The organism is Citrobacter sp. CRE-46 (assembly GCF_059615875.1).
Genome location: NZ_JCAPUG010000002.1, coordinates 1 through 22,159, shown reverse-complemented (window position 1 = coordinate 22,159; position 22,159 = coordinate 1). Strand labels below are relative to the sequence as shown.

General features: G+C 44.6%; 19 protein-coding genes and 9 pseudogenes. 14 read left to right on the top strand and 14 right to left on the bottom strand.

What is annotated here, in order from left to right; translation table 11 throughout:
- From AC534G_RS25545 to AC534G_RS25515, 7 genes are all read right to left on the bottom strand, one after another.
- Nucleotides 1-2,049 (bottom strand): DNA methyltransferase, encoded by a 2,049-nt coding sequence (locus AC534G_RS25545; protein ID WP_023281053.1) that lies wholly within the window; start codon nt 2,047-2,049, stop codon nt 1-3.
- A 248-nt stretch (nt 2,050-2,297) separates the two neighbouring features.
- Complete coding sequence (locus AC534G_RS25540) at nt 2,298-2,501, bottom strand: hypothetical protein (RefSeq protein WP_001567330.1); 204 nt, start codon at nt 2,499-2,501, stop codon at nt 2,298-2,300.
- Nucleotides 2,502-2,543: 42 nt separating this feature from the next.
- On the bottom strand, nt 2,544-2,951 hold the full coding sequence (locus tag AC534G_RS25535) for a hypothetical protein (protein ID WP_001567331.1): 408 nt from the start codon (nt 2,949-2,951) through the stop codon (nt 2,544-2,546).
- 71 nt (nt 2,952-3,022) lie between these two features.
- Nucleotides 3,023-3,565, bottom strand: coding sequence for a hypothetical protein (locus AC534G_RS25530; RefSeq protein ID WP_039021303.1), 543 nt, complete (start codon nt 3,563-3,565; stop codon nt 3,023-3,025).
- Nucleotides 3,549-3,998, bottom strand: coding sequence for a hypothetical protein (locus tag AC534G_RS25525; protein ID WP_039021304.1), 450 nt, complete (start codon nt 3,996-3,998; stop codon nt 3,549-3,551). The genes AC534G_RS25530 and AC534G_RS25525 overlap by 17 nt, the downstream gene beginning before the upstream one ends.
- Before the next feature lie 10 nt (nt 3,999-4,008).
- Nucleotides 4,009-4,548 carry a hypothetical protein gene (locus tag AC534G_RS25520; RefSeq protein WP_039021305.1) on the bottom strand — a complete coding sequence of 180 codons (540 nt, stop codon included), beginning with the start codon at nt 4,546-4,548 and terminating at the stop codon, nt 4,009-4,011.
- 647 nt (nt 4,549-5,195) lie between these two features.
- Nucleotides 5,196-5,645: a MerR family transcriptional regulator gene (locus tag AC534G_RS25515; protein WP_023281052.1), complete on the bottom strand. Its 450-nt coding sequence runs from the start codon at nt 5,643-5,645 to the stop codon at nt 5,196-5,198.
- 310 nt (nt 5,646-5,955) lie between these two features.
- Between AC534G_RS25515 and AC534G_RS25510 the strand changes: the two genes are divergently transcribed.
- Entirely contained in the window at nt 5,956-6,660 is a 705-nt protein-coding gene (locus tag AC534G_RS25510; RefSeq protein WP_001067855.1) for an IS6-like element IS26 family transposase, read from the top strand.
- A 52-nt stretch (nt 6,661-6,712) separates the two neighbouring features.
- Here the strand turns inward: AC534G_RS25510 and AC534G_RS25505 are convergent.
- A pseudogene (locus tag AC534G_RS25505) lies at nt 6,713-6,928 on the bottom strand (TraC family protein); the annotation flags it as partial.
- Nucleotides 6,929-7,201: 273 nt separating this feature from the next.
- On the opposite strand from AC534G_RS25505, the gene tnpA reads away from it, so the two are divergent.
- From tnpA to AC534G_RS25470, 7 genes and pseudogenes are all read left to right on the top strand, one after another.
- Nucleotides 7,202-7,879 carry an IS66-like element accessory protein TnpA gene (gene tnpA, locus AC534G_RS25500; protein WP_001339397.1) on the top strand — a complete coding sequence of 226 codons (678 nt, stop codon included), beginning with the start codon at nt 7,202-7,204 and terminating at the stop codon, nt 7,877-7,879.
- A complete protein-coding gene (gene tnpB, locus AC534G_RS25495) occupies nt 7,879-8,226 on the top strand; it encodes an IS66 family insertion sequence element accessory protein TnpB (protein WP_000624622.1) in 348 nt (115 codons plus the stop codon). The genes tnpA and tnpB overlap by 1 nt, the downstream gene beginning before the upstream one ends.
- Nucleotides 8,227-8,245: 19 nt before the next feature.
- Nucleotides 8,246-9,817, top strand: coding sequence for an IS66-like element ISCro1 family transposase (locus AC534G_RS25490; RefSeq protein ID WP_000381395.1), 1,572 nt, complete (start codon nt 8,246-8,248; stop codon nt 9,815-9,817).
- 28 nt (nt 9,818-9,845) lie between these two features.
- Nucleotides 9,846-10,091 (top strand): annotated as a pseudogene (locus AC534G_RS25485) (IS4 family transposase); the annotation flags it as partial.
- Between the two features lie 327 nt (nt 10,092-10,418).
- Nucleotides 10,419-10,997 carry a fimbrial protein gene (locus tag AC534G_RS25480; RefSeq protein WP_496594615.1) on the top strand — a complete coding sequence of 193 codons (579 nt, stop codon included), beginning with the start codon at nt 10,419-10,421 and terminating at the stop codon, nt 10,995-10,997.
- Nucleotides 10,998-11,098: 101 nt separating this feature from the next.
- Complete coding sequence (locus tag AC534G_RS25475) at nt 11,099-11,779, top strand: fimbrial biogenesis chaperone (RefSeq protein ID WP_164722535.1); 681 nt, start codon at nt 11,099-11,101, stop codon at nt 11,777-11,779.
- 17 nt (nt 11,780-11,796) lie between these two features.
- On the top strand, nt 11,797-14,295 hold the full coding sequence (locus AC534G_RS25470; RefSeq protein ID WP_126681172.1) for a fimbria/pilus outer membrane usher protein: 2,499 nt from the start codon (nt 11,797-11,799) through the stop codon (nt 14,293-14,295).
- On the opposite strand, the pseudogene AC534G_RS25465 reads toward AC534G_RS25470, so the two are convergent.
- Nucleotides 14,280-14,395 (bottom strand): annotated as a pseudogene (locus tag AC534G_RS25465) (IS3 family transposase); the annotation flags it as partial. The gene AC534G_RS25470 and the pseudogene AC534G_RS25465 overlap by 16 nt on opposite strands.
- 139 nt (nt 14,396-14,534) lie before the next feature.
- Between AC534G_RS25465 and AC534G_RS25460 the strand changes: the two are divergent.
- Together AC534G_RS25460 and AC534G_RS25455 are read left to right on the top strand one after the other, a co-directional pair.
- Nucleotides 14,535-14,945 carry an IS110 family transposase gene (locus tag AC534G_RS25460; RefSeq protein ID WP_250186648.1) on the top strand — a complete coding sequence of 137 codons (411 nt, stop codon included), beginning with the start codon at nt 14,535-14,537 and terminating at the stop codon, nt 14,943-14,945.
- 84 nt (nt 14,946-15,029) lie between these two features.
- Nucleotides 15,030-15,454 (top strand): annotated as a pseudogene (locus AC534G_RS25455) (transposase).
- A 50-nt stretch (nt 15,455-15,504) separates the two neighbouring features.
- Here the strand turns inward: AC534G_RS25455 and istB are convergent.
- From istB to AC534G_RS25440, 3 pseudogenes are all read right to left on the bottom strand, one after another.
- Nucleotides 15,505-16,287, bottom strand: a pseudogene (gene istB / locus AC534G_RS25450) (IS21-like element helper ATPase IstB).
- Nucleotides 16,284-16,874 (bottom strand): annotated as a pseudogene (istA, locus tag AC534G_RS25445) (IS21-like element IS100 family transposase); the annotation flags it as partial. The pseudogenes istB and istA, both read right to left, overlap by 4 nt.
- Nucleotides 16,875-17,246: 372 nt before the next feature.
- A pseudogene (locus tag AC534G_RS25440) lies at nt 17,247-17,414 on the bottom strand (IS1 family transposase); the annotation flags it as partial.
- Between the two features lie 52 nt (nt 17,415-17,466).
- Between AC534G_RS25440 and AC534G_RS25435 the strand changes: the two are divergent.
- A complete protein-coding gene (locus AC534G_RS25435) occupies nt 17,467-18,090 on the top strand; it encodes a carbon-nitrogen hydrolase family protein (protein WP_261452505.1) in 624 nt (207 codons plus the stop codon).
- 79 nt (nt 18,091-18,169) lie between these two features.
- A complete protein-coding gene (locus AC534G_RS25430; protein ID WP_126681163.1) occupies nt 18,170-18,343 on the top strand; it encodes an ANR family transcriptional regulator in 174 nt (57 codons plus the stop codon).
- 39 nt (nt 18,344-18,382) lie between these two features.
- On the opposite strand, the gene AC534G_RS25425 is transcribed toward AC534G_RS25430, so the two are convergent.
- On the bottom strand, nt 18,383-19,183 hold the full coding sequence (locus AC534G_RS25425; protein WP_496594614.1) for a helix-turn-helix domain-containing protein: 801 nt from the start codon (nt 19,181-19,183) through the stop codon (nt 18,383-18,385).
- Between the two features lie 337 nt (nt 19,184-19,520).
- Between AC534G_RS25425 and AC534G_RS25420 the strand changes: the two are divergent.
- Both AC534G_RS25420 and AC534G_RS25415 read left to right on the top strand, forming a co-directional pair.
- Nucleotides 19,521-20,683 (top strand): annotated as a pseudogene (locus AC534G_RS25420) (IS3-like element IS3 family transposase).
- Between the two features lie 28 nt (nt 20,684-20,711).
- Nucleotides 20,712-20,897: pseudogene (locus AC534G_RS25415) on the top strand (tyrosine-type recombinase/integrase); the annotation flags it as partial.
- A gap of 284 nt (nt 20,898-21,181) precedes the next feature.
- Here the strand turns inward: AC534G_RS25415 and AC534G_RS25410 are convergent.
- Nucleotides 21,182-22,159, bottom strand: a 978-nt coding sequence (locus tag AC534G_RS25410) for a RepB family plasmid replication initiator protein (RefSeq protein WP_496594613.1), incomplete at its 5' end; no start/stop codon positions are given.

Below are 22,159 nucleotides of genomic sequence, written 5' to 3'. Positions count from 1 at the left end.
TCACTCCATTCCGTAGAAGCTGCGGGTAAAGGCTTTATCGCTCTCTGAAATGTTCAGGTCACTGTCATCCATATCGGAAGCGTTCACATAGAGCTGATTTTTATCGAGGATTTCAATCAGCAGTTGCTTCTGCTCATGCAGTTCCAGTTCGCTGAAGGCGACTTTACGGAAAATACCATCCACTTCGTACTCAGCCGACAGCACGTTCTCCAGTGCCACCTGATAGTTGAGATGTGCCTCTGTTTTCATCACGGCAAAGAGCTTTTCGAGTTCTTCAGTGGACTGCGCTTTCTGTATTTCATGCACAAAGTAGGCGTTCAGCTCCATCAGTTCAGCGTAGACAAAGCTGCCGCCACCCTGCCAGTTGATGTCTTTTGAGATCCCCCCCTGTTCACCTCCGATGACTTTTTGCAGGCGTGGTACCGTTATGTCGTTGATGTAATCCATCTGTTCAATACCAATGTAGCGACGCCCCATCTTATGGGCTACTGCTGCGGTTGTTCCGCTACCTAAATGAAAGTCTAAGATTAAATCGCCTGCCTTTGTAGATAGCTCTATGACCCTTTTAATTAACAACTCTGGTTTCTTTCCGTTTTCGAAACTTACATATCCACCTTCTTTATTTAAATTGTTATATTGGATGTCATCCCATAAGGTATTTATTTTCTGCATGTAGTTATAACTTTCACCATTTTTCTCCAGCATGTCGGATAGGAACATAAACATATCTTTATTGCTGGCGTTGTAGAATATTTCAACTGGCGTTCCTTTGTTTTTCCCTTTTAATGGTGTGTACTCTACGCTAACAATGCCATTATTTATTTCTTCTAGTTCTTTTAGAACTCGGCCTCTGACACTGGATTGTGCATTTGTTGTTCTATAAACAATCCCTGCATAGTCTTTATATACGTCGTTTTCACTTATGCCTTTTTCTTTTGAAAATCTAGATATGGAGGTGGTTTTGGCATAGGGGTAGTGATTGTAAGTAACTCCATCTTCACTTTTTATGGGCGTTTTTGCACCTAAATCTAAGAGTATTTGAGTGTATTTCCAGCTCTTACCGCTATCCTTGTATTCATTTACATACTGAATTACCTCTGTTTTTTTGAAAACAGGGTTAAGCATGGCAAGTTCTTTTCTTTTCGAATATAAAATTATAAATTCAGTTGCATCTCTTAAGCTTTTTCCTTCCGAGCTTCCAGATACACCACCTATCTTTGTTTTTATTGTTATAATATTGATGAAGTTTTCTACACCAAATATGTTATCCATTAACACCTTCAAATGGAATAACTCGTTATCATCACATTGTATAAAAATAAACCCATCATCTGATAATAATTTAAGTGATGTTTCAAGCCTATTTTTCATGAATGTTAACCACGTGGAGTGGTTAAATCTATCATTATATTTAAAGCTATCGGAACCAGTGTTATATGGAGGGTCAATATATATTAACTTTACCTCGCCTTTATGGGGGGTTATTAATGAATTAAGGGCAATTAAGTTATTTCCTTTGATGATTAAATTATCACTTTGATCAAAGTAAGATATATTGTTTTGTGCACCATTTTTTGTATGTCGTTTAACATTAGTGAATACCTTTGGAGAGAAAAGTCGATCAATCTCATCACGAGCAATGATTTCATTGTAATAAATCTCATCTTTCCCCTGATTTTCTTTGGTCATTCCGCCTTCAAGAACACAATCCTTAAAAGGAAAGTCCAGCACCACATCAGAGCTGTAATCAAGGTATTTCCCTTCACTGGTTAATCCCACCTTGTTCCGGTATTTAGTGAAGCTGTTCGCCCAGTATTCTTTGTATTTAAGAAATTTGCATAAATTATCAAAATCAAAAATAAAAATTCCGTCTATATCCGTACCGTAAACAGCGCGGATTTTTTCATTCGCCACCAATGCCTTGATAAGGTCTGGCTGCTTTTGACTGATAGCGTCACTCACCATTGAACGTTGTAATTCCTCTCCGTTCCAGAACTGCGGGAATGCTTTTAAAACCTTGTTAAGTTCTTTTATTAATTCTGTCTGCATGTCATGACCTTATGACTGTTTAATATCTGAATGATTGTAAGATATAGCGTCCGGCGCTGGAACCCGACAGCGATGAGTTGAATTCAGTTGCGGGAAAATGCACCAGAATAAGTGGTATTTAACATAAACTCTCTTACGCGCACCACCCGAACACCACTCACCACGAAAACACGCCGGAACACGTAAAAGGGGTCCGTTTGGGAAACGGACAATATTGTACGGCAAGCCTGTTTTTTGAACAGGCCAAATCATCGCAGTAGGGTACGCCCTTTGTAGGTGCCGTCTTCGATGTGAGAAAGAGCGTCCAGCGATACCAGGCCCGAGAACAGCGTGAACTGCCGCAATGAGCTTTTGTATGCGTGGGTAACTATACCGCGCACTTCACGCGCGGTGCTCGGTTTTGAGGCCGAAAATTGCAGGATCTCAAAGACGTGGTGTAGGGCTAGTGCCATGGGGCGTCCTTAAAATAAAGCCCCATAGCATGAGCAGTGTCGTTAGTCGTTAAACTCGCCATCTCGCAGTTGGCGATTGCCTTCAACAATTTCCCACGCACGATTTAACCCTTCACGCATCAGATCGAAAGTACAGTCGCGGTCGTTAGAATAGGCACCGACAAAAATGATGTATTCCATTTCAGGTTCGCCGAACTCAGGCGAGCAGCCAAAGTTATGGAAAGCCGCCTGCCATTTGCCATTGTTCTCATTCGGCATGTGGAAAAGCTGCATTGGACGCTCATTAGGTGAGAATTCTACAAAGCTCGCTGAACTACCTGCGGATAAGCCTACTCTGGAATGCCCATCAAAAAAGTAATTATGGGCACATCTGATACCTTCCACATAGATCACCCGCCCATCTGGCAGCTTTTTCAGGACCAGGTACACTTCACGACGCTGAATACTCATTTTTATTCCTGTAGTTATGGGTAGCAGTGGAGAGTAAGAATGACCCCAGCCGGTGCCAAGGCCAAAGAACTTTAGCCAGCCAGGGAAAGGGCTTCTGCGATGGCTCGGTTGAACTCGGGGATCGCCTCATCGTAAGACATTCCGCCGCAGGGATGCTTGACGCAAGCCCATGTTACCGGCAGTTCCGGTAAGTGATCCCACATCTGATAGCCCAACACCAAAATGACATCGGGCCTCAGCTCGGCCACCACTTCTTCAAGCACAGTAGCTGCATCACGCCACATAGCACGCGTGGGACGTATACGGCCAGCATCGCCCACAAACTCCTGAACGTAGTTGTAGAAGGCTACATGCTGCCAGGCTTCACGCCGTTCCTCTGCGGTCGGCTCGTCAGTTGTGCCTCGTAGCAGATTGGTGGCTATCGTGAAAAAACGAAGCCCTGGCTGGAAAGCATGCTCGTTAATAACGTGCTGGGTAAAGTCAGGGGCGTAGTCTTCCGGTTCACCATAGTGGGACTCACCCAACACCATAACGCGGACGCCGTAGCGGCTTGAGTGATAATGGTCACCCACCCAAGGCTGAAATTTCACGCTGGAATTAGTTGCTGTTTGCATACGTTACATTCTCACACTTTGCATCACTGATGGGCATGGACGCATTATAAATATCCTCAAGTGCCAACGTTACCTCGCTTTTGCGCAAGATGGCGTCCCGCAGCATCGTCAATCGGAAGTTAGAGCCTTTCCAGTAATACTCTTTGTACTTGTCATCTGCGACGAAACCGCCTTCTCGATGGCGTTCATACACGATAGGTGGCATGCCCCCTTTGTCGGACGGGTGAAGCTCCAGCCAACGCTCATATTTTCCGTTCTCGTAGATTGTCAGCCGCTGCGCTGGGTCGGTCAACTTACCCCCGTCCAGCACCCACCGGCACATCATTGACGCTATTTCTTTTGCTGCGGGATCTATGGTTGATGGGGTGCCAGCATTAGCCTGGTAGGCCATAAGAAACGCCGCGGACATAATGAGTGTGTGGCGTAGTTTCATGAGAGATCCCTTAGTTCAGATTGCATCCAATGCGGAAGGCATTGCCGATTTCAGTGTATTCAGCACGGCTTGCGCCCGTGAGCTTAGTGGCTTCACTGCTGAAGTGCGTATTGTCGCGGGTGCATTTTTCTGGCGTGGATTGCGCGCCTTTGAGGCACATAGAGTACGCAACAGACGGATTAGCGAACTGGGTACGCTGGGCGTAGCCTTCGCACACAGCAGTTGCACGGGCCTGCTTCTGGCGCGCGGTCATCGGTTTGATTGCCTTACTATTGGCAGCCTTCAGCTTATAGCAGCTCAGATTACGCGAGCGGGCAGCTGCCTCTAGGGCTTTTGAGCGGCTAAGATTGTCGTTGTATTCAGGATGGCTGGATGGGTTAACATTCAGGCTCGGCTGTATCGCGTCAGATGCCTGGCAAAGTTGCTGATCGCTGTATCTGGCAATCTCCGCTGCCTCTATCGCGGCTTTGTCTGGATGCGGGGCTTTGGGTGCGGGAGTAGCGCATCCTGCTAATGCCAGCGCCAATGAGGCGGCTAATAGTCGTTTCATGGGTTCGAGTGCCCTGTATGCAAGTTGTAGAAGGGATCAGTTTAGAGATCGGAAATTATTGTACGTTCAGCGCGATATTTAACCACTAATACCCGTAACGGATTGATTTAGAGCCAGTGGCTATCGCTTTTAAATTATCGCCTAATCAGTATCGCATTTAGGTTATCCGATTAGCCAAAAACCGCGGAAAACGTCGTATAGCGCGGGAGTTCACCCTACTGCGATGATTTCGACTGTTCAAAAAACAGGCTTACCGTACAATATTGTCCGTTTCCCAAACGGCCCCTTAAATCTTCTCCGCTCCAAAATTGCGGAAACGCTTTTAAAACCTTGTTCAGTTCTTTGATTAATTCGGTCTGCATGTCATGGCCTTATGACTGTTAGAGATTGAAATGATTGTAAGGTATCGCGTCCAATGCTGGAACCTGACAGTAATGCTGCTGATACAATTGCGGAAAAATGCACCAAAACAGGTGGTATTTAACATAAGGGATCTTACGCGCACCACCGATCAGGTACTCACGACGAAAACACGTCAAAACGCGCAAAACAGCCTGTTTTCTGCCCCCAAAATTGGCTGTTTTTGTGTTGCCGGTTTGTTATCAAAACGACGGATATGATTTCAGCCAGCAAACGGGCTGAAACCTCTATTTTTTCCAGAATTTCCATGATTTTTTCACCATCGGCTGCGTGACAGGTTCTGGTGTTGCCGGTAGCTTGGACTCTATCAGTAACAGGGCTTGCTTGAGATCCTCGTTGCGCTTGTCTTTTTCAGCGAGTAGGAGTTCTTTTTCACGCAGCAATGCCTTTACGAGTTCTATTTCAGCTTTTAAAGCATAGTTTTCATGCAGCAAATTCTGGTCAGTTAACTGTACGGATTCTCCTGCCAAACTCTGCACAGTGCTGCCTGATTGTTCACTGCCAAGTTGCTGACCAGTAAATGATCCGAAAACACGCAGAAGCTCTGATGTATCTAGCTTTGAAGAACCACTGCTATCTGTGCACTTGGTCAGTTTTCCCTGCTTAATGTATGACTGCACTGTTGTGCGACTTTTTCCTGTCAGTCTTGCGGCTTCGCTGATTGATACCAGTGCCATAGATACCTCAGAACCGTCCGTATTTAGCTAAAATTTTCTCTAGCGTGGCTCGTTGTTTTTGGGTCAGCTATGTAAATGAGTCGTTGAGATCGTGCTTGCTTTGCATATCGCTTAGAAATTTAGCCTCAAAGCTAGTGAGCTGGATTTTTGCGGTCAGTGCATCGTGTAGTGTCTTTTTAAGACCGTTATGCAATTGACTGTCTTGCGTGCTGTTTGTCACCGGAATGGGCGTTCTTGTTGTTTTTTCGGCACTGTTGCAAATAGTCGGTGGTGATAAACTTATCATCCCCTTTTGCTGATGGAGCTGCACATGAACCCATTCAAAGGCCGGCATTTTCAGCGTGACATCATTCTGTGGGCCGTACGCTGGTACTGCAAATACGGCATCAGTTACCGTGAGCTGCAGGAGATGCTGGCTGAACGCGGAGTGAATGTCGATCACTCCACGATTTACCGCTGGGTTCAGCGTTATGCGCCTGAAATGGAAAAACGGCTGCGCTGGTACTGGCGTAACCCTTCCGATCTTTGCCCGTGGCACATGGATGAAACCTACGTGAAGGTCAATGGCCGCTGGGCGTATCTGTACCGGGCCGTCGACAGCCGGGGCCGCACTGTCGATTTTTATCTCTCCTCCCGTCGTAACAGCAAAGCTGCATACCGGTTTCTGGGTAAAATCCTCAACAACGTGAAGAAGTGGCAGATCCCGCGATTCATCAACACGGATAAAGCGCCCGCCTATGGTCGCGCGCTTGCTCTGCTCAAACGCGAAGGCCGGTGCCCGTCTGACGTTGAACACCGACAGATTAAGTACCGGAACAACGTGATTGAATGCGATCATGGCAAACTGAAACGGATAATCGGCGCCACGCTGGGATTTAAATCCATGAAGACGGCTTACGCCACCATCAAAGGTATTGAGGTGATGCGTGCACTACGCAAAGGCCAGGCCTCAGCATTTTATTATGGTGATCCCCTGGGCGAAATGCGCCTGGTAAGCAGAGTTTTTGAAATGTAAGGCCTTTGAATAAGACAAAAGGCTGCCTCATCGCTAACTTTGCAACAGTGCCGATAGGAATGGCTTCCAGCATAAAGCCCATCGTGGTGTCATTCATGAACAGGCCGGACTCCTGATTGTAATCACGGTACGGCAGCAGACGGCTGAACTGCGGGAAGCTCATCTCACCGAGGATCTGATTAGCCTGAGAGGATTCATCTGGTAATTTAAGCGCAGTCAGCAGTGAATTAACCGCCTGAGTGACGGTCTCAAGTGGGTTATTACTCATATGAGTATTCCTTAGTGCGTTTAAAAAAGGAAAATATCAGTCTGTGGGCCGTGGATATATCACGCAGTGCCATTCTTAAAACCACAGCACAAATAAGAGATGGAGGCTTTTAACAGGAAAACAGGATTAACGTTCCTTTACTGAATGAGCATCATTTAATGCCTGAAGTTGTTTTTCGCGTATCTTATTGCGCTCGTTTTCTCTTACCCGTTTCACCTCTGTAACCGGCTCATTTAAACCGTCTGGTCTGTTTCCTCCGGCTCTACAAAAATAATGTCCATCATTTTTAATGGACACTATCGTATGAAACACCGGACCTGGATCACTGAAGCTTTACGTCTTCACTTTGAAGAACATTTACCCCGGGTTGTGGCCGGGCGTCGCCTGGGTGTACCAAAATCAACAGTTTGTAGTATGTTCGTGCGCTTTCGGAGAGCTGGCCTTTCGTGGCCTTTGCCCGCAGGCATGTCGGAGCAGGAACTTGATGCCTGCCTTTACGGACAATTTTCCACGGTACCAGTCGTACGTCCTGAAAGCACCGTTATATCCGAAGCCCCCGTGGTAAAAAAACGTCCCCGGCGGCCCAACTTCCCTTATGAGTTTAAAATCGCCTTAGTGGAGCAGTCACTGCAGCCCGGAGCCTGTGTGGCGCAGATCGCCCGGGAAAACGGAATCAACGATAACCTGCTCTTCAACTGGCGCCATCAATACCGGAAAGGTGGCCTGCTGCCTTCCGGAAAAAATATGCCGGCACTGCTTCCCGTGACGTTAACGCCGGAGCCGGATAATAAAATCCCGGCCCCCGCACAGGAACCAGAGCAGATAAATACACCGTCCGACAGTCTGTGTTGTGAGCTGGTTCTGCCGGCCGGAACTCTCAGGCTTAAAGGTAAACTGACGCCGGCGTTATTACAGACACTTATCCGCGAAATAAAAGGGAGCAGCCACTGATGATATCTCTCCCTGCAGGTTCGCGTATCTGGCTGGTTGCAGGTATCACCGATATGCGAAATGGCTTTAACGGCCTGGCATCAAAAGTTCAGAACGTCCTGAAGGATGACCCGTTCTCCGGACACCTGTTCATCTTCCGCGGACGCCGGGGTGACCAGATAAAAGTGTTGTGGGCTGACAGTGACGGACTGTGCCTCTTCACCAAACGCCTGGAGCGGGGCCGCTTCGTCTGGCCAGTCACCCGTGACGGCAAGGTGCACCTTACTCCGGCTCAGTTATCCATGCTTCTTGAAGGTATCAACTGGAAGCACCCGAAACGAACGGAACGCGCTGGAATCCGCATATAACCCGTTGTAAAGTGAGGATATGGACACCTCACTTGCTCATGAGAACGCCCGCCTGCGGGCACTGTTGCAGACGCAACAGGACACCATCCGCCAGATGGCTGAATACAACCGCCTGCTCTCACAGCGGGTGGCGGCTTATGCTTCCGAAATCAACCGGCTGAAGGCGCTGGTTGCGAAACTGCAACGTATGCAGTTCGGTAAAAGCTCAGAAAAACTTCGTGCAAAAACCGAACGGCAGATACAGGAAGCACAGGAGCGAATCAGCGCACTTCAGGAAGAAATGGCGGAAACGCTGGGTGAGCAATATGACCCGGTACTGCCATCCGCCCTGCGCCAGTCTTCAGCCCGTAAACCGTTACCGGCCTCACTTCCCCGTGAAACCCGGGTTATCCGGCCGGAAGAGGAATGCTGTCCTGCCTGTGGTGGTGAACTCAGTTCTCTGGGATGTGATGTGTCAGAGCAACTGGAGCTTATCAGCAGCGCCTTTAAGGTTATCGAAACACAACGTCCGAAACAGGCCTGTTGCCGGTGCGACCATATCGTGCAGGCACCAGTACCTTCAAAACCCATTGCACGCAGTTATGCCGGAGCGGGGCTTCTGGCCCATGTTGTCACCGGGAAATATGCAGACCATCTGCCGTTATACCGCCAGTCAGAAATATACCGTCGTCAGGGAGTGGAGCTGAGCCGTGCCACACTGGGGCGCTGGACAGGTGCTGTTGCTGAACTGCTGGAGCCGCTGTATGACGTCCTGCGCCAGTATGTGCTGATGCCCGGTAAAGTCCATGCTGATGATATCCCCGTCCCGGTCCAGGAGCCGGGCAGCGGTAAAACCCGGACAGCCCGGCTGTGGGTCTACGTCCGTGATGACCGTAACGCCGGTTCACAGATGCCCCCGGCGGTCTGGTTCGCGTACAGTCCGGACCGGAAAGGTATCCATCCACAAAATCACCTGGCCGGTTACAGCGGTGTGCTTCAGGCCGATGCTTACGGTGGTTACCGGGCGTTATACGAATCCGGCAGAATAACGGAAGCCGCGTGTATGGCTCATGCCCGGAGAAAAATCCACGATGTGCATGCAAGAGCGCCCACCTACATCACCACGGAAGCCCTGCAGCGTATCGGTGAACTGTATGCCATCGAGGCAGAGGTCCGGGGCTGTTCAGCAGAACAGCGTCTGGCGGCAAGAAAAGCCAGAGCCGCGCCACTGATGCAGTCACTGTATGACTGGATACAGCAACAGATGAAAACACTGTCGCGTCACTCAGATACGGCAAAAGCGTTCGCATACCTGCTGAAACAGTGGGATGCACTGAACGTGTACTGCAGTAATGGCTGGGTGGAAATCGACAACAACATCGCAGAGAACGCCTTACGGGGAGTGGCCGTAGGCCGGAAAAACTGGATGTTCGCGGGTTCCGACAGCGGTGGTGAACATGCGGCGGTGTTGTACTCGCTGATCGGCACATGCCGTCTGAACAATGTGGAGCCAGAAAAGTGGCTGCGTTACGTCATTGAACATATCCAGGACTGGCCGGCAAACCGGGTACGCGATCTGTTGCCCTGGAAAGTTGATCTGAGCTCTCAGTAAATATCAATACGGTTCTGACGAGTCGCTTACACATCTGAAAGGTTACTGGCCGAATCAACTGAGTTTCTCAGAGTCATGCGAAATGGTGATGAGAATGCTGATGACATTGCAGGGCGCTTCACCGGGACGTATACCGGAGCTGATGCGCGATCTTGCAAGTATGGGACAACTTGTGAAATTACCGACAAGAAGGGAAAGGGCCTTCCCGAGAGTGGTAAAGGAGAGGCCCTGGAAATACCCCACTGCTCCGAAAAATAGCCAGTCAGTTGCTTAACTGACTGGCATTACCCACTACGGAGATATTTTCCCGATATTTGATTTACTCAATAATGGTATGATTTTGGGGTAAAAAAATAACATTGTGATATCTTCTATTCGAGCGGGATAGATGTGTGTGTGTAGGGATGAGATATATTTATAGTTCTGCATTGGTTTAAATAATGCTTTGTTAAACAAATAATGCTTTTTGTGTATGGCGATCGTCCACTAAATGGTTTTGTTAGTTATAAGTTGAGGATTTGACACAAAGACAAAAGGAAATAAAATGAAATGGCTTCGGCATAATTAAATTTAATCTAGTTCTAGATTCTAGGAGTTTATTGTGAATAAAAAAACAATCGCTCGCGTTGTTTTCTTGGCATGCATGATGGGTGTATCAACCTCATCCATGGCTGCAGCTAATCAGGTAGGTTCATCCCAAGCAAATATTAGTGGTTCATTCGTAGCATCAACTTGTACGGTTACACAATGGCCATCAGATATCAATTTTGATCCTATTAGTATGTCAGATTGGAACAGTTATAGTCACAGTCAAAAATACCAAGTAAAAGGACAGGGGAACTTTGTATTAGCTAATTGTCCAGCTCAAACTCAAATGAAATATACAGTAACAGCAGATGACTTGGCACAAGGTAATCCACTCCAAGCCTTGGCTCGCACTGCCGATGGTAAATTAATTCAAGGGATGGGGATTAGCTTCTCCGCCACTGAGAATTTTGCCACTGAGTGGTATTTGGATGGGCGTGAAGCTAATTTAGGTTCAACCAACGATCAAGGAGGTTTAACTGTTCCCGCTTATGTCGCGTTAGTTAAACGAGGAGGTCCTCTAATGGCGGACGGGAAACAATGGAATGGTGGCGCATTTAATACTATTATTAGATATACCGTTAGCTACGACTAATTATATAGCAGAGATATCATAGTAGATGATAAAGGCATATTTATATGCCTTTATCATATTTTTATAAATATTGTACCTGTATAAATTTAAGGAGGGGGAGGATGATACGGAACGTTATTTTTATTTTCATTTTTATTTTTTCTAATAGTGCCTTTTCAAACTCCAAAGGTATTAGCTTAGATGTTTCTAGGGCTATTTTTGATGAAGCCAACAATAGTATTTCAATTACCGCGAAAAATACCTCAGAAGATATGGTTTTGTTATTAAAGGCCTATGTTAGCAACTATTATACAGATAGTGAAGAAAAAGTACCGTTCTTTATAACGCCTCCTTTGAATAGAATAGATCCTGAGAGTAGCGTTCAATTCCGTATTAATAAGCTTGATGAGGTTGAATTGCTACCAAAAGACCGGGAAAGTATTTTTTCGATTAATGTACTTGCTATTCCCCCCAAGAAAAAGGGTGTATATATTCAAATGGCTCTTAATACAAAAATAAAATTGATATATAGGCCAAAAGAAATTAATAATCAAAAAGAAGTAGGAAGGATTATTGATAGGATATCAATAGTAAAAAATGGGGAGGATATCACATTTTATAATCCAACACCTTATTTTGCAACGATAGGTAGAATGGTGATTAATAACATTCCATCAAACAAGACGGTAATGATTAAGCCTTTTTCTAATGAATCAATTACTGAAAAAAATGCAAGTTCAATATCGTACTCATTGATAAATGACTTTGGTGGAATGAGTAATGAGAAAAAAGTAATATTTTAATTATAGAGCTTATAAAAATGACTATAAATATGAAATTTTCCCCAGTAGCCTTGTTTGTTTTTTTTACAACACATTCAGTGCATTCAGAACAATTAACTACATATGATTTTGATCCAGCATTTATCCATTTCGGTGATAGTAATAATGACAAAAAAACAGCTCCAAACTTGAAGTATTTTTCTCGAGCAGATGGTTTTCTTCCTGGTGAGTATGAGGTTGATATATTTATTAATAATGATTTTATGGGAAGAGAAAAACTCAGCTTTATACCTAATAAACTCGAAAAGGTAATTCCAGTATTTCCCATTTCTTATCTTAAGAAATGGGGGGTTAATATTGAAAAAATAGGTACATCAAAAGATAAGTTAAGTTCAGATTTACTTGAAAGTGAAATTATAGGGTTTAAAAGTAAGTTTGATAAAAACAAGCAATCTCTTTATTTGAATATACCACAAGCATCACTTTATAGACCTGAGTGGTCTGATATTCCGCCTCAATCATGGGACGATGGTGAAACAGCTTTGTTAATTAACTATCGCTATTCTAACTTGCAACAAAAATATGATTTTTCAAATTATGATAATCAGTCTCTTTCAATTAACACTGGATTTAATATTGGTGGTTGGCGAGTAAGGCATAATGGTTATTGGAACTCTAAAGAAAATGGGTGGACAAATTTAAATACATTTGCTCAGCATGACTTCAGTACGGGACAGGGTGGGCAATTTACAATTGGTCAGACATCTATAAATGATGGAATATTGGATTCTTTTCCATTCGAAGGTATTTCTGTAGCATCAGATGACGGAATGATTGCACCATGGATGAGTACCTATAGTCCTGTTGTTCAGGGAGTTGCTTATACCCCTTCTCAGGTAATTATCAGGCAAAATGATATAATCATATGGCAAGGAGATGTTCCTGCAGGTCCATTTGAGTTGCAAGATGTGTTTCCTCTGTATGGCGGAAATATGGAAGTAGAGATACATGAGTCTAATGGAGATGTCAGGAGATACACGCAATCGTCTTCGACATTACCAGTCCTTCAACGAAAAGGCCGTATTCGTTACCACGCAGCTCTTGGTCAGTATCGTACAGTTGGAACTTCAAACACCGATATGCCGTCGTTTATATATTACTCTACTGCATGGGGGATTGGCTGGGATACGACATTATATGGTGGGCTGATCGCTGCAGAAGATTATCATGCAGGGACCTTTGGTATCGGTAAATATATAAGCTCATTAGGCGCATTTTCTTTTGATACAAGTTATTCTAGAGCAGATGATTTTTCAAAAAAATCTGAAATTATCGATGGTAATTTAATTCGATTTATGTATTCGACAAATTTCGACTCTACAGACACATACATCAATTTTAATGGCAGTTGGTACAATTCAGATAATTATTACTCATTTAATGAATATCAACAGAACAAAATTTATGATCATCAATCATTTCAGTATGGGTTAAGTAGCAAGTACTCTCTTCAACTCTTACAAAATATCGGGAGTTTAGGGCAAGTCAATTTGATGGCAGATTGGGGAGTATATAAAAACGATGATCTAGGGTATCAGTACAGAGCTAGTTACTCTTTACCTTTTAAAGGTATATCGTCTAGTCTGTCCTTAAATTACAACAAGCAACAACAATATAAAAATGCAGATAAATCTGTTTATGGTTCTATATCGATTCCATTTAGTGTTTTTTCTAAATATAATAATACCTCTATGTATACAAGTATATATAATTCAGGGAGCAACACGACATCTCAAGTTGGTTTAAATGGTTCACTTGCAGATCAAACTATATATTATAGTATCGCAGAGGGCTTACAAAGAGGGAATAGTAATGCAAAAGCAGGAAATGCTACTTTACGATACCGAACATCTAAGGGTGAAATACAATCAACTTGGTCACACCAAAATGAAGGGCATCAATTGCAGCTAAGTGCAAATGGTGGATTGGTGCTACATTCTAAGGGCGTGACTTTTTCTCAATTGTTATCTCTTGACGGAGCTAATGCATTAGTAGACACAAGTGGAGTTGGAAAAATTAAAGTCAAAAGAGGAGTTGGCATATATACTGATAGTAACGGTTTGGCAATTGTTCCAAATTTATCACCATATAGAAAGAACTCTATATCCTTAGATGTTAATAGAGTAGATGATAAAACTGAAATTATCAGCTCTGATACTGTTGTTACTCCCTCAAGAGGGGCATTAGTAACATCTAAGTTTAATGTTGTATCCGGACATAAGGCTCTTATTAGTTTGATTCGTGATAATGGCGATTTTGTTCCTTTTGGGGGAGTTGTTTCAGTTTCATCAGGAGACTCTGAAAATATTATTAGCAATATTGTTTCTGAAAATGGACTAGTCTGGATGAGTGGTTTGCCTGAGAAAGGAACATTAATAGTAAAATGGGGTGATGATAATCAACGTTATTGTAATGCTCCATTTGACTTAGCAGAAAAGAATAAAAAAGCATCTAGGCTCACATTAATTTGTCGATAGATAGTATAACGACGACCACAGATCAGGGCATCATGCATACAATCAACAGCCCACTCTGATTCAACGCTGCCGGCATGGCCAGTGGCGAGGGATTACGCACAGTAGTGATGTGATGGACGCCCTTCCCTAAGCAGACAGTGCCATACTTTTACTGTCTGTGTTTGCTACGGGAGTAAATCACATGAGCACGGTCAGAGTTATTGGTATTGATATTGCCTAGGTCTGCATCTGGATGGTCGATGGCTCCGTCGCATAGAACAAAAAAATCTCTCGTTCTAAATTGCTGGATCCTATCCGACAGTTTGAACCTGGAACTCTTGTTGCTATGGAAATCTGCGTCACTTCGCATCTTTGGGGACGAACCTTCACATCTATGGGCTTATTGCGTCAGACTCATCCACGCACAACACGTAAAAGCTTTTGTCCGTAGCCAGAAAAATGATGCCAATGATGTGTTGACAATTTGTGAGACAGCATTTCGCCCGGATATTCACTTTGTTTCTGTAAAAACCACAGAACAGCAGGATATCAAGGAGCTTCGGAACACGCGCCAACTGATAGTTGAGCAGAGAGCGAAGCTGGCCAACCAGGTTCGTTCTCTGCTCTCTGAATATGGTTTCACTATTCCTGTAGGAATCCAGCGTCTCTAACAACAGCTACCGGAGCTGATTGAAGATGCCTCAAACAGCCTGACATGCACCCTTCGTCGACTGTTGTCTTCGCTTCGGGAAGATATGCAGGCATTAAATGAACGAATTACCAGTCTGGATAGCGAAATTGCAGCGCTGTCATCACAACAAATCGCGTACCGCCATCTATTAACAATCTCGGGCGTCGGTTCCCTGATTGCAGCAGTGTTTCTCAGCGAAGTTGATGCTACACAGTTCTCGAGTGGGCGAGAATTATCGGCGTGGTGTGGACTGGTTCCCGCCAGCACTGTTCGAGCGGAAAACAGCGCCTGTCTTCTGTGACGAAAAATGGCAATCGGAGTCTGAGAACTCTCATTATTCATGGTGCGCAGTCTGTAATGCGCTGTGTGAAAAAGCGCACTGACAGTCTGAGTATTTGGCTGCAAAGGATGGAGGCTCGTCGAGGGTGTATGGGGCCACCACATATTGCAATTTTTTTCTCTCTTAAAATATATGTCAACGACGGATGAAAAGTGATCCACTTATATCTCCACCAACGGCCCAATATTGATCCACCGTTTTACTCAGGATTAGCTTCTGTTATAACCCCGGCCTTTCGTTTCTGTCTGAGTCGATAGCTTTCTCCTTTGATTTGAACGATATGTGAGTGGTGTAAGATACGGTCCAGCATCGCTGAGGTCAGCGCTGCATCATCGGCGAACGTTTGATCCCACTGCCCGAACGGCAGATTGGATGTCAGGATCATTGCGCTCTTTTCGTAACGTTTAGCGATGACCTGGAAGAACAGCTTTGCTTCTTCCTGACTGAACGGCAGATAGCCTATTTCATCAATGATGAGTAGGCGGGGGGCCATTACTCCACGCTGAAGCGTCGTTTTATAACGGCCCTGACGTTGTGCCGTAGATCACTGAAGTAACAGATCTGCTGCTGTTGTGAAGCGAACTTTGATACCTGCACGGACTGCTTCATAGCCCATCGCTATTGCCAGATGGGTTTTCCCCACACCTGATGACCCCAGTAATACGATATTTTCATTACGTTCTATGAAGCTGAGTGAGCGTAACGACTGGAGTTGCTTCTGCGGTGCTCCGGTGGCGAATGTGAAGTCATACTCTTCGAACGTTTTCACCGCCGGGAAGGCTGACATTCGGGTATACATCGCCTGTTTACGTTGATGACGTGCCAGTTTTTCTTCATGAGGCAGATGCTCCAGGAAGTCCATATAACTCCATTCCTGGTCTACTGCCTGTTGTGACAGCGCAGGCGCTGCGCTTATAAGGCTTTCCAGTTGCAACTGCCCGGCGAGCGCCATCAGTCGTTGATGTTGCAGTTCCATCATCACGCCACTCCTCTGCAGAATGAGTCGTAGATGGAGAGTGGATGATGCAGGGGGTGTTTGTCGAAGTTCACCAGATTTTCATCAAGATGCACGTCATACTCTTTTTTCTCCGGAGGCAGTGCCAGCATGGACTGCTGCTCTTCGAGCCATCGATCGCAGGGACGTGCCTGGATTGTTTCATGCTTTCGTTGGTTAGCGACATCGTGCAGCCAGCGCAGACCGTGGCGGTTGGCTGTTTCAACATCGACAGTGATCCCCATCGGGCGCAGGCGAGTCATTAGTGGGATGTAAAAACTGTTACGGGTGTACTGCACCATCCGTTCCACCTTACCTTTAGTCTGTGCCCTGAAGGGGCGACACAGTCGGGGAGAGAAGCCCATCTCCTTGCCGAACTGCCACAGTGAAGGATGGAACCGGTGCTGACCGGTCTGATATGCGTCACGTTGCAGAACCACAGTTTTCATATTGTCATACAACACTTCGCGCGGCACACCACCAAAGAAGCGGAACACATTACGATGGCAGGTCCCCAGCGTGTCATAACGCATATTGTCAGTGAATTCGATGTACAGCATTCGGCTGTATCCGAGATCCTACTTTTTTTAATAGAGTGTATTGACTTAAGTACTCGGGGGTGAGTATAAGAACACTCCCTGAAACATCTTTACATATTTCCTCGATCATTTTAATATGCCTTGCCCATCCGGATAGTCTTTCCGCACTTAAAGAAATCACAATGAAATCCAAATTCGAATTTCTTTTCATTGCTATCGGAAAAGAAAACGTCATACCCAAGACTTTTTATTATTTCACTTATACCCAAAGCCTCATACCAGCATGTACTTAAAAGCAGGACTTTATTTTCTGTTTTTTGCGTTAACTTTCTATTAATCATATTATATTGATATTTTAAGAAGAATGAAGACTCAAGCATGATAGGAGCATTTGGTAATGACTCCAACTTACTGATAGTGTTTTATGTTCAGATAATGCCCGATGACCTTGTCATGCAGCTCCACCGATTTTGAGAACGACAGTGACTTCCGTCCCAGCCTTGCCAGATGTTGTCTCAGATTCAGATTATGTCGCTCAATGCGCTGAGTGTAACGCTTGCTGATAACGTGCAGCTTTAAAAATGGAGGTACACCAGATAAATTCTACAATGATCTCAAATCTTTCCTTATGAAAAAAAATGTAGACCTTGTTGTATTTTCTGAAAATATATTTTTTGGTTATAAGAATGATTACATAAAAGAAAATACACTAAATTTACTTCAACAACTTGAAAAAAAAGAAATAAAAAAACCTATCATTTTTAATTTTTATGGCTATAAGGATATAAATAATATTACATCTGTTTTTGTAAATGAAAATTCAGTTAAAATTAGACAAAAAAACATTCTAATACCATTCGTTGAAAAAAGAGGCTTTTTTGACAAACCTGAAAAAACAACATCAGAATATTTGAATATTGATAAAAAACATCACTTTAGTTCTTTTTTTTCGATTAAAGATTTAGATATTTCAACTTTTATTTGTTATGAATCGTTGTTTCCACAAAATATTCGACACCAATCCAATCTAACAATTATTCAATCAGATTACTCACAATTAAATAAAGGCCCTGATTATTATAAAACAGTATTCAACGGCTCCATACTCTCAAAGTTTTCAGTATCAATTAATAGAGTGCTAATTAATGTTCAAAATTATGGCGGGACAACTGTCATATATAATGACTGGTCTATAAATCGGGACATATTTAACAGATCGAAAAAGGAGCATTTTTTGACTGTTGAGATATAATGTTCAAAGTGGAAGTTAAGCAAGTATGATTTTTATTAGGTAAATAAGAAAAACCTAGCACATAAGAAAAAGGTATAAAATGGGGAAAAACTTTAAAGAAGTTGCTATTTTAGCATCAAAAGCAGAAAAACTTACTCAATATAAACGAGCAGGCCAACTATGGTTAAAAGCAGGCCTGCTGAGTCAAAATTCAGATAATATTTATTGGGTAACTAAGAGAGCTAATTTTTGCAAAAGAATGTCAGAAAAATAAACTCAATTAATCATATATGATTTAACAATAATACTTATATTATTTTTTAGTTTTGTGATATAAATAAAACTGCTTTGGAGTTGTACCGTAGTAACTTGAAAATATTTTTATAAAGTATGATGTGCTCGACATTCCTATTAGGGTCGATATTTTATTGACATGGTACTCCCCATTTAATATCAAACGTACAGCTGCTTGCATTCTTGCATCCAGTAATACTTGATTAAAATTAATTCCCTCTGAGTCTAATTTTTTTCTTATTGCAACTTCAGATATATTAAGCTCATCAGATATTGTAGACAGCCTCCACTTTTTTGATAAATCCTTTTCGATAATCTTTCTAACTTTATCAGTAAAAAAATTAGAGGCTGATACATATAATGAATTATATAAACTTTGTAAGTTAGTTACACGAGAGAGAAGACAAGCAAGCTCATATATATACTGTTCATCGCCTTCTTTTACTTTAAACCTTACCTCATCAAATAATAGTCTATTAATATAGTTACCATCTATTATAAATACTTTATCATAAAGCCCCCGAGACATCTTGCATTTATTTACTCTTACACTATAAAAAAGATCAAATATCTTAATTACATCCTGCAATTTATTATCCGTTAAAGAAATGATTTCATATGGCGAACTCTCTGAAAACCTATTAATGTTTAAATATATTTTCAGCCCACGTTCCAATAAGGCCACACTCCCTTTTGGGATTGTGACGGATTCATTTCTCATCTTGTCATTTAGCACAATGATACTATTTTTTGCATATACTATAGTATATTTGTATAGGTTTATTTTTATATTTATTTTATTAATAAAAACATCTTCCATGTAAGCGCCCTCCATAACTATTCCACAAAAAACTTATCACTTAATGTGTGCATTGTCACAAATAAGCCATTAAATTATCCTAAATAATCATTTGCTGTGTATGATAGTATAGCGTGAGCGTTTTTTTTATCAAATCGTGCACGCTATGCCTTTGACATGTGGATGCAACGACATCATGGAAAGGTACCGTTTGAACGGTACGCTGACGATACAGTGTGGCCAGTTACAGCCACATGCAGGCCCGGGCGCTGATGGAGCAATTGCGGGAGAGTTGATCTTACCCAGCAATAGTGGACACGCGGCTAAGTGAGTAAACTCTCAGTCAGAGGTGACTCACATGACAAAAACAGTATCAACCAGTAAAAAACCCCGTAAACAGCATTCGCCTGAATTTCGCAGTGAAGCCCTGAAGCTTGCTGAACGCATCGGTGTTACTGCCGCAGCCCGTGAACTCAGCCTGTATGAATCACAGCTCTACAACTGGCGCAGTAAACAGCAAAATCAGCAGACGTCTTCTGAACGTGAACTGGAGATGTCTACCGAGATTGCACGTCTCAAACGCCAGCTGGCAGAACGGGATGAAGAGCTGGCTATCCTCCAAAAGGCCGCGACATACTTCGCGAAGCGCCTGAAATGAAGTATGTCTTTATTGAAAAACATCAGGCTGAGTTCAGCATCAAAGCAATGTGCCGCGTGCTCCGGGTGGCCCGCAGCGGCTGGTATACGTGGTGTCAGCGGCGGACAAGGATAAGCACGCGTCAGCAGTTCCGCCAACACTGCGACAGCGTTGTCCTCGCGGCTTTTACCCGGTCAAAACAGCGTTACGGTGCCCCACGCCTGACGGATGAACTGCGTGCTCAGGGTTACCCCTTTAACGTAAAAACCGTGGCGGCAAGCCTGCGCCGTCAGGGACTGAGGGCAAAGGCCTCCCGGAAGTTCAGCCCGGTCAGCTACCGCGCACACGGCCTGCCTGTGTCAGAAAATCTGTTGGAGCAGGATTTTTACGCCAGTGGCCCGAACCAGAAGTGAGCAGGAGACATCACGTACTTACGTACAGATGAAGGCTGGCTGTATCTGGCAGTGGTCATTGACCTGTGGTCACGTGCCGTTATTGGCTGGTCAATGTCGCCACGCATGACGGCGCAACTGGCCTGCGATGCCCTGCAGATGGCGCTGTGGCGGCGTAAGAGGCCCCGGAACGTTATCGTTCACACGGACCGTGGAGGCCAGTACTGTTCAGCAGATTATCAGGCGCAACTGAAGCGGCATAATCTGCGTGGAAGTATGAGCGCAAAAGGTTGCTGCTACGATAATGCCTGCGTGGAAAGCTTCTTTCATTCGCTGAAAGTGGAATGTATCCATGGAGAACACTTTATCAGCCGGGAAATAATGCGGGCAACGGTGTTTAATTATATCGAATGTGATTACAATCGGTGGCGGCGGCACAGTTGGTGTGGCGGCCTCAGTCCGGAACAATTTGAAAACAAGAACCTCGCTTAGGCCTGTGTCCATATTACGTGGGTAGGATCACATGCTCTATCACCGCCAGCCCCGGAAAGTCATCCAGGCACTGGCTGGTCACAGGGATCCACGTTCGATGGAGGTTTATACCAGAGTGTGTGCGCTGGATATGGCTGCCACGCTGGCAGTGCCTTTCACAGGTGACGGGCGCGATGCTGCCGAGATCCTGCGTACACTGCCCCCCCTGAAGTGACGGCATACGCGCTTCCTTATATAAGCGGAGGTAAGCAGAACAGGCATAACATAAGCTGTAGCAGGTAGATAAACTGTAGTGAGTAAGCCGTGTTTTATTAAGGAAGCAATGCCTCAGCATCGGGTTACGGGGCGACTTATGTAAGGAACAGGCAGATGGCAGCTCAGCCACAGACAGTACAGCAGGAAACTGAATATAAACTACAGTGAGCACATCACTCACTGCACCTGTTAATATAAACTGCAGTCAGTAAAGAGTCTCTCTTATCTGACTACAGTTTATGTTCAGCGGGATTTGAAGAGTTTTTCCAGGTCATCCATCGTGATGCCCAGTTTCTCAAGCAGGGCAAGCTTCTCCGCCATCTCCGGACTGACTTTTTCCGCAGGTGAAGGTGGCAACGGATTTTCCTTACTCTCATCATTCGGCGCTTTTAACCGGGGACGCCGGTAGTGAATACAGAAGAATTTTGTCCGCCCCCGCTGGATCTCCGTGTAATCAAGATATCCAATCCCGCGCAGCTGCTCCATTGCCCGTCTGACCGTCTGGTTCTGGGAAAATACAGGAGACTTCAGATTGAGGCGTGCACGCAGCCGCGCCAGCGATATCGGTGCCGGATCCCGGGGCAGGCTCTCTATAAAGGTGTAGAGTGCCTGGGCGGACTCCCGTCGCTTCAGGGCATTAATCGCCTTAAGCTGGAGAAGGACTTTTCTGTCAAACTGGTACAGTTCAAACAGGCGGGGATCGGCCTGTAACTGCACAATATCCCGCTCAGTATCGTAGTAGGCTGACTGTACCAGATGGGTGATATATTCCCGGGTGTGCTTCTCATCGGTACGGGAAAACGAAATCACGGTACCGGCAATGCGCTTCAGGGAAGGGCTGATGCGCTCACGCAGCCTGCGGGATGACTGGCTTGAAGGTATACCACACAGTTTTGCAAACTCGACAAAAGGCAGTTCAACTTTGTCACCAATCACGTTATGGCGGGCAAAGGAATGAATGATCCCCACCCAGGTCTTGAAATCGTTATCCATATCTAGGCGGGGGCCGGTGATCTCAACCTTATCGAATCCCTCTGCACGGGCCAGGGAAAGACGTGTCAGCTCTTCCGTGGCATCAGTACGTGACAGTGTATTTTTTTTACTGTTCTTCAGTGATTTAAGGGTCGGTACAAAGACGCCCAGACGCATCAGCGCCACAGGTTGTACGGTGTTGTTATTGTTTGGTGTCAGTGTCACCAGCTCACCGGACGACTTATCCAC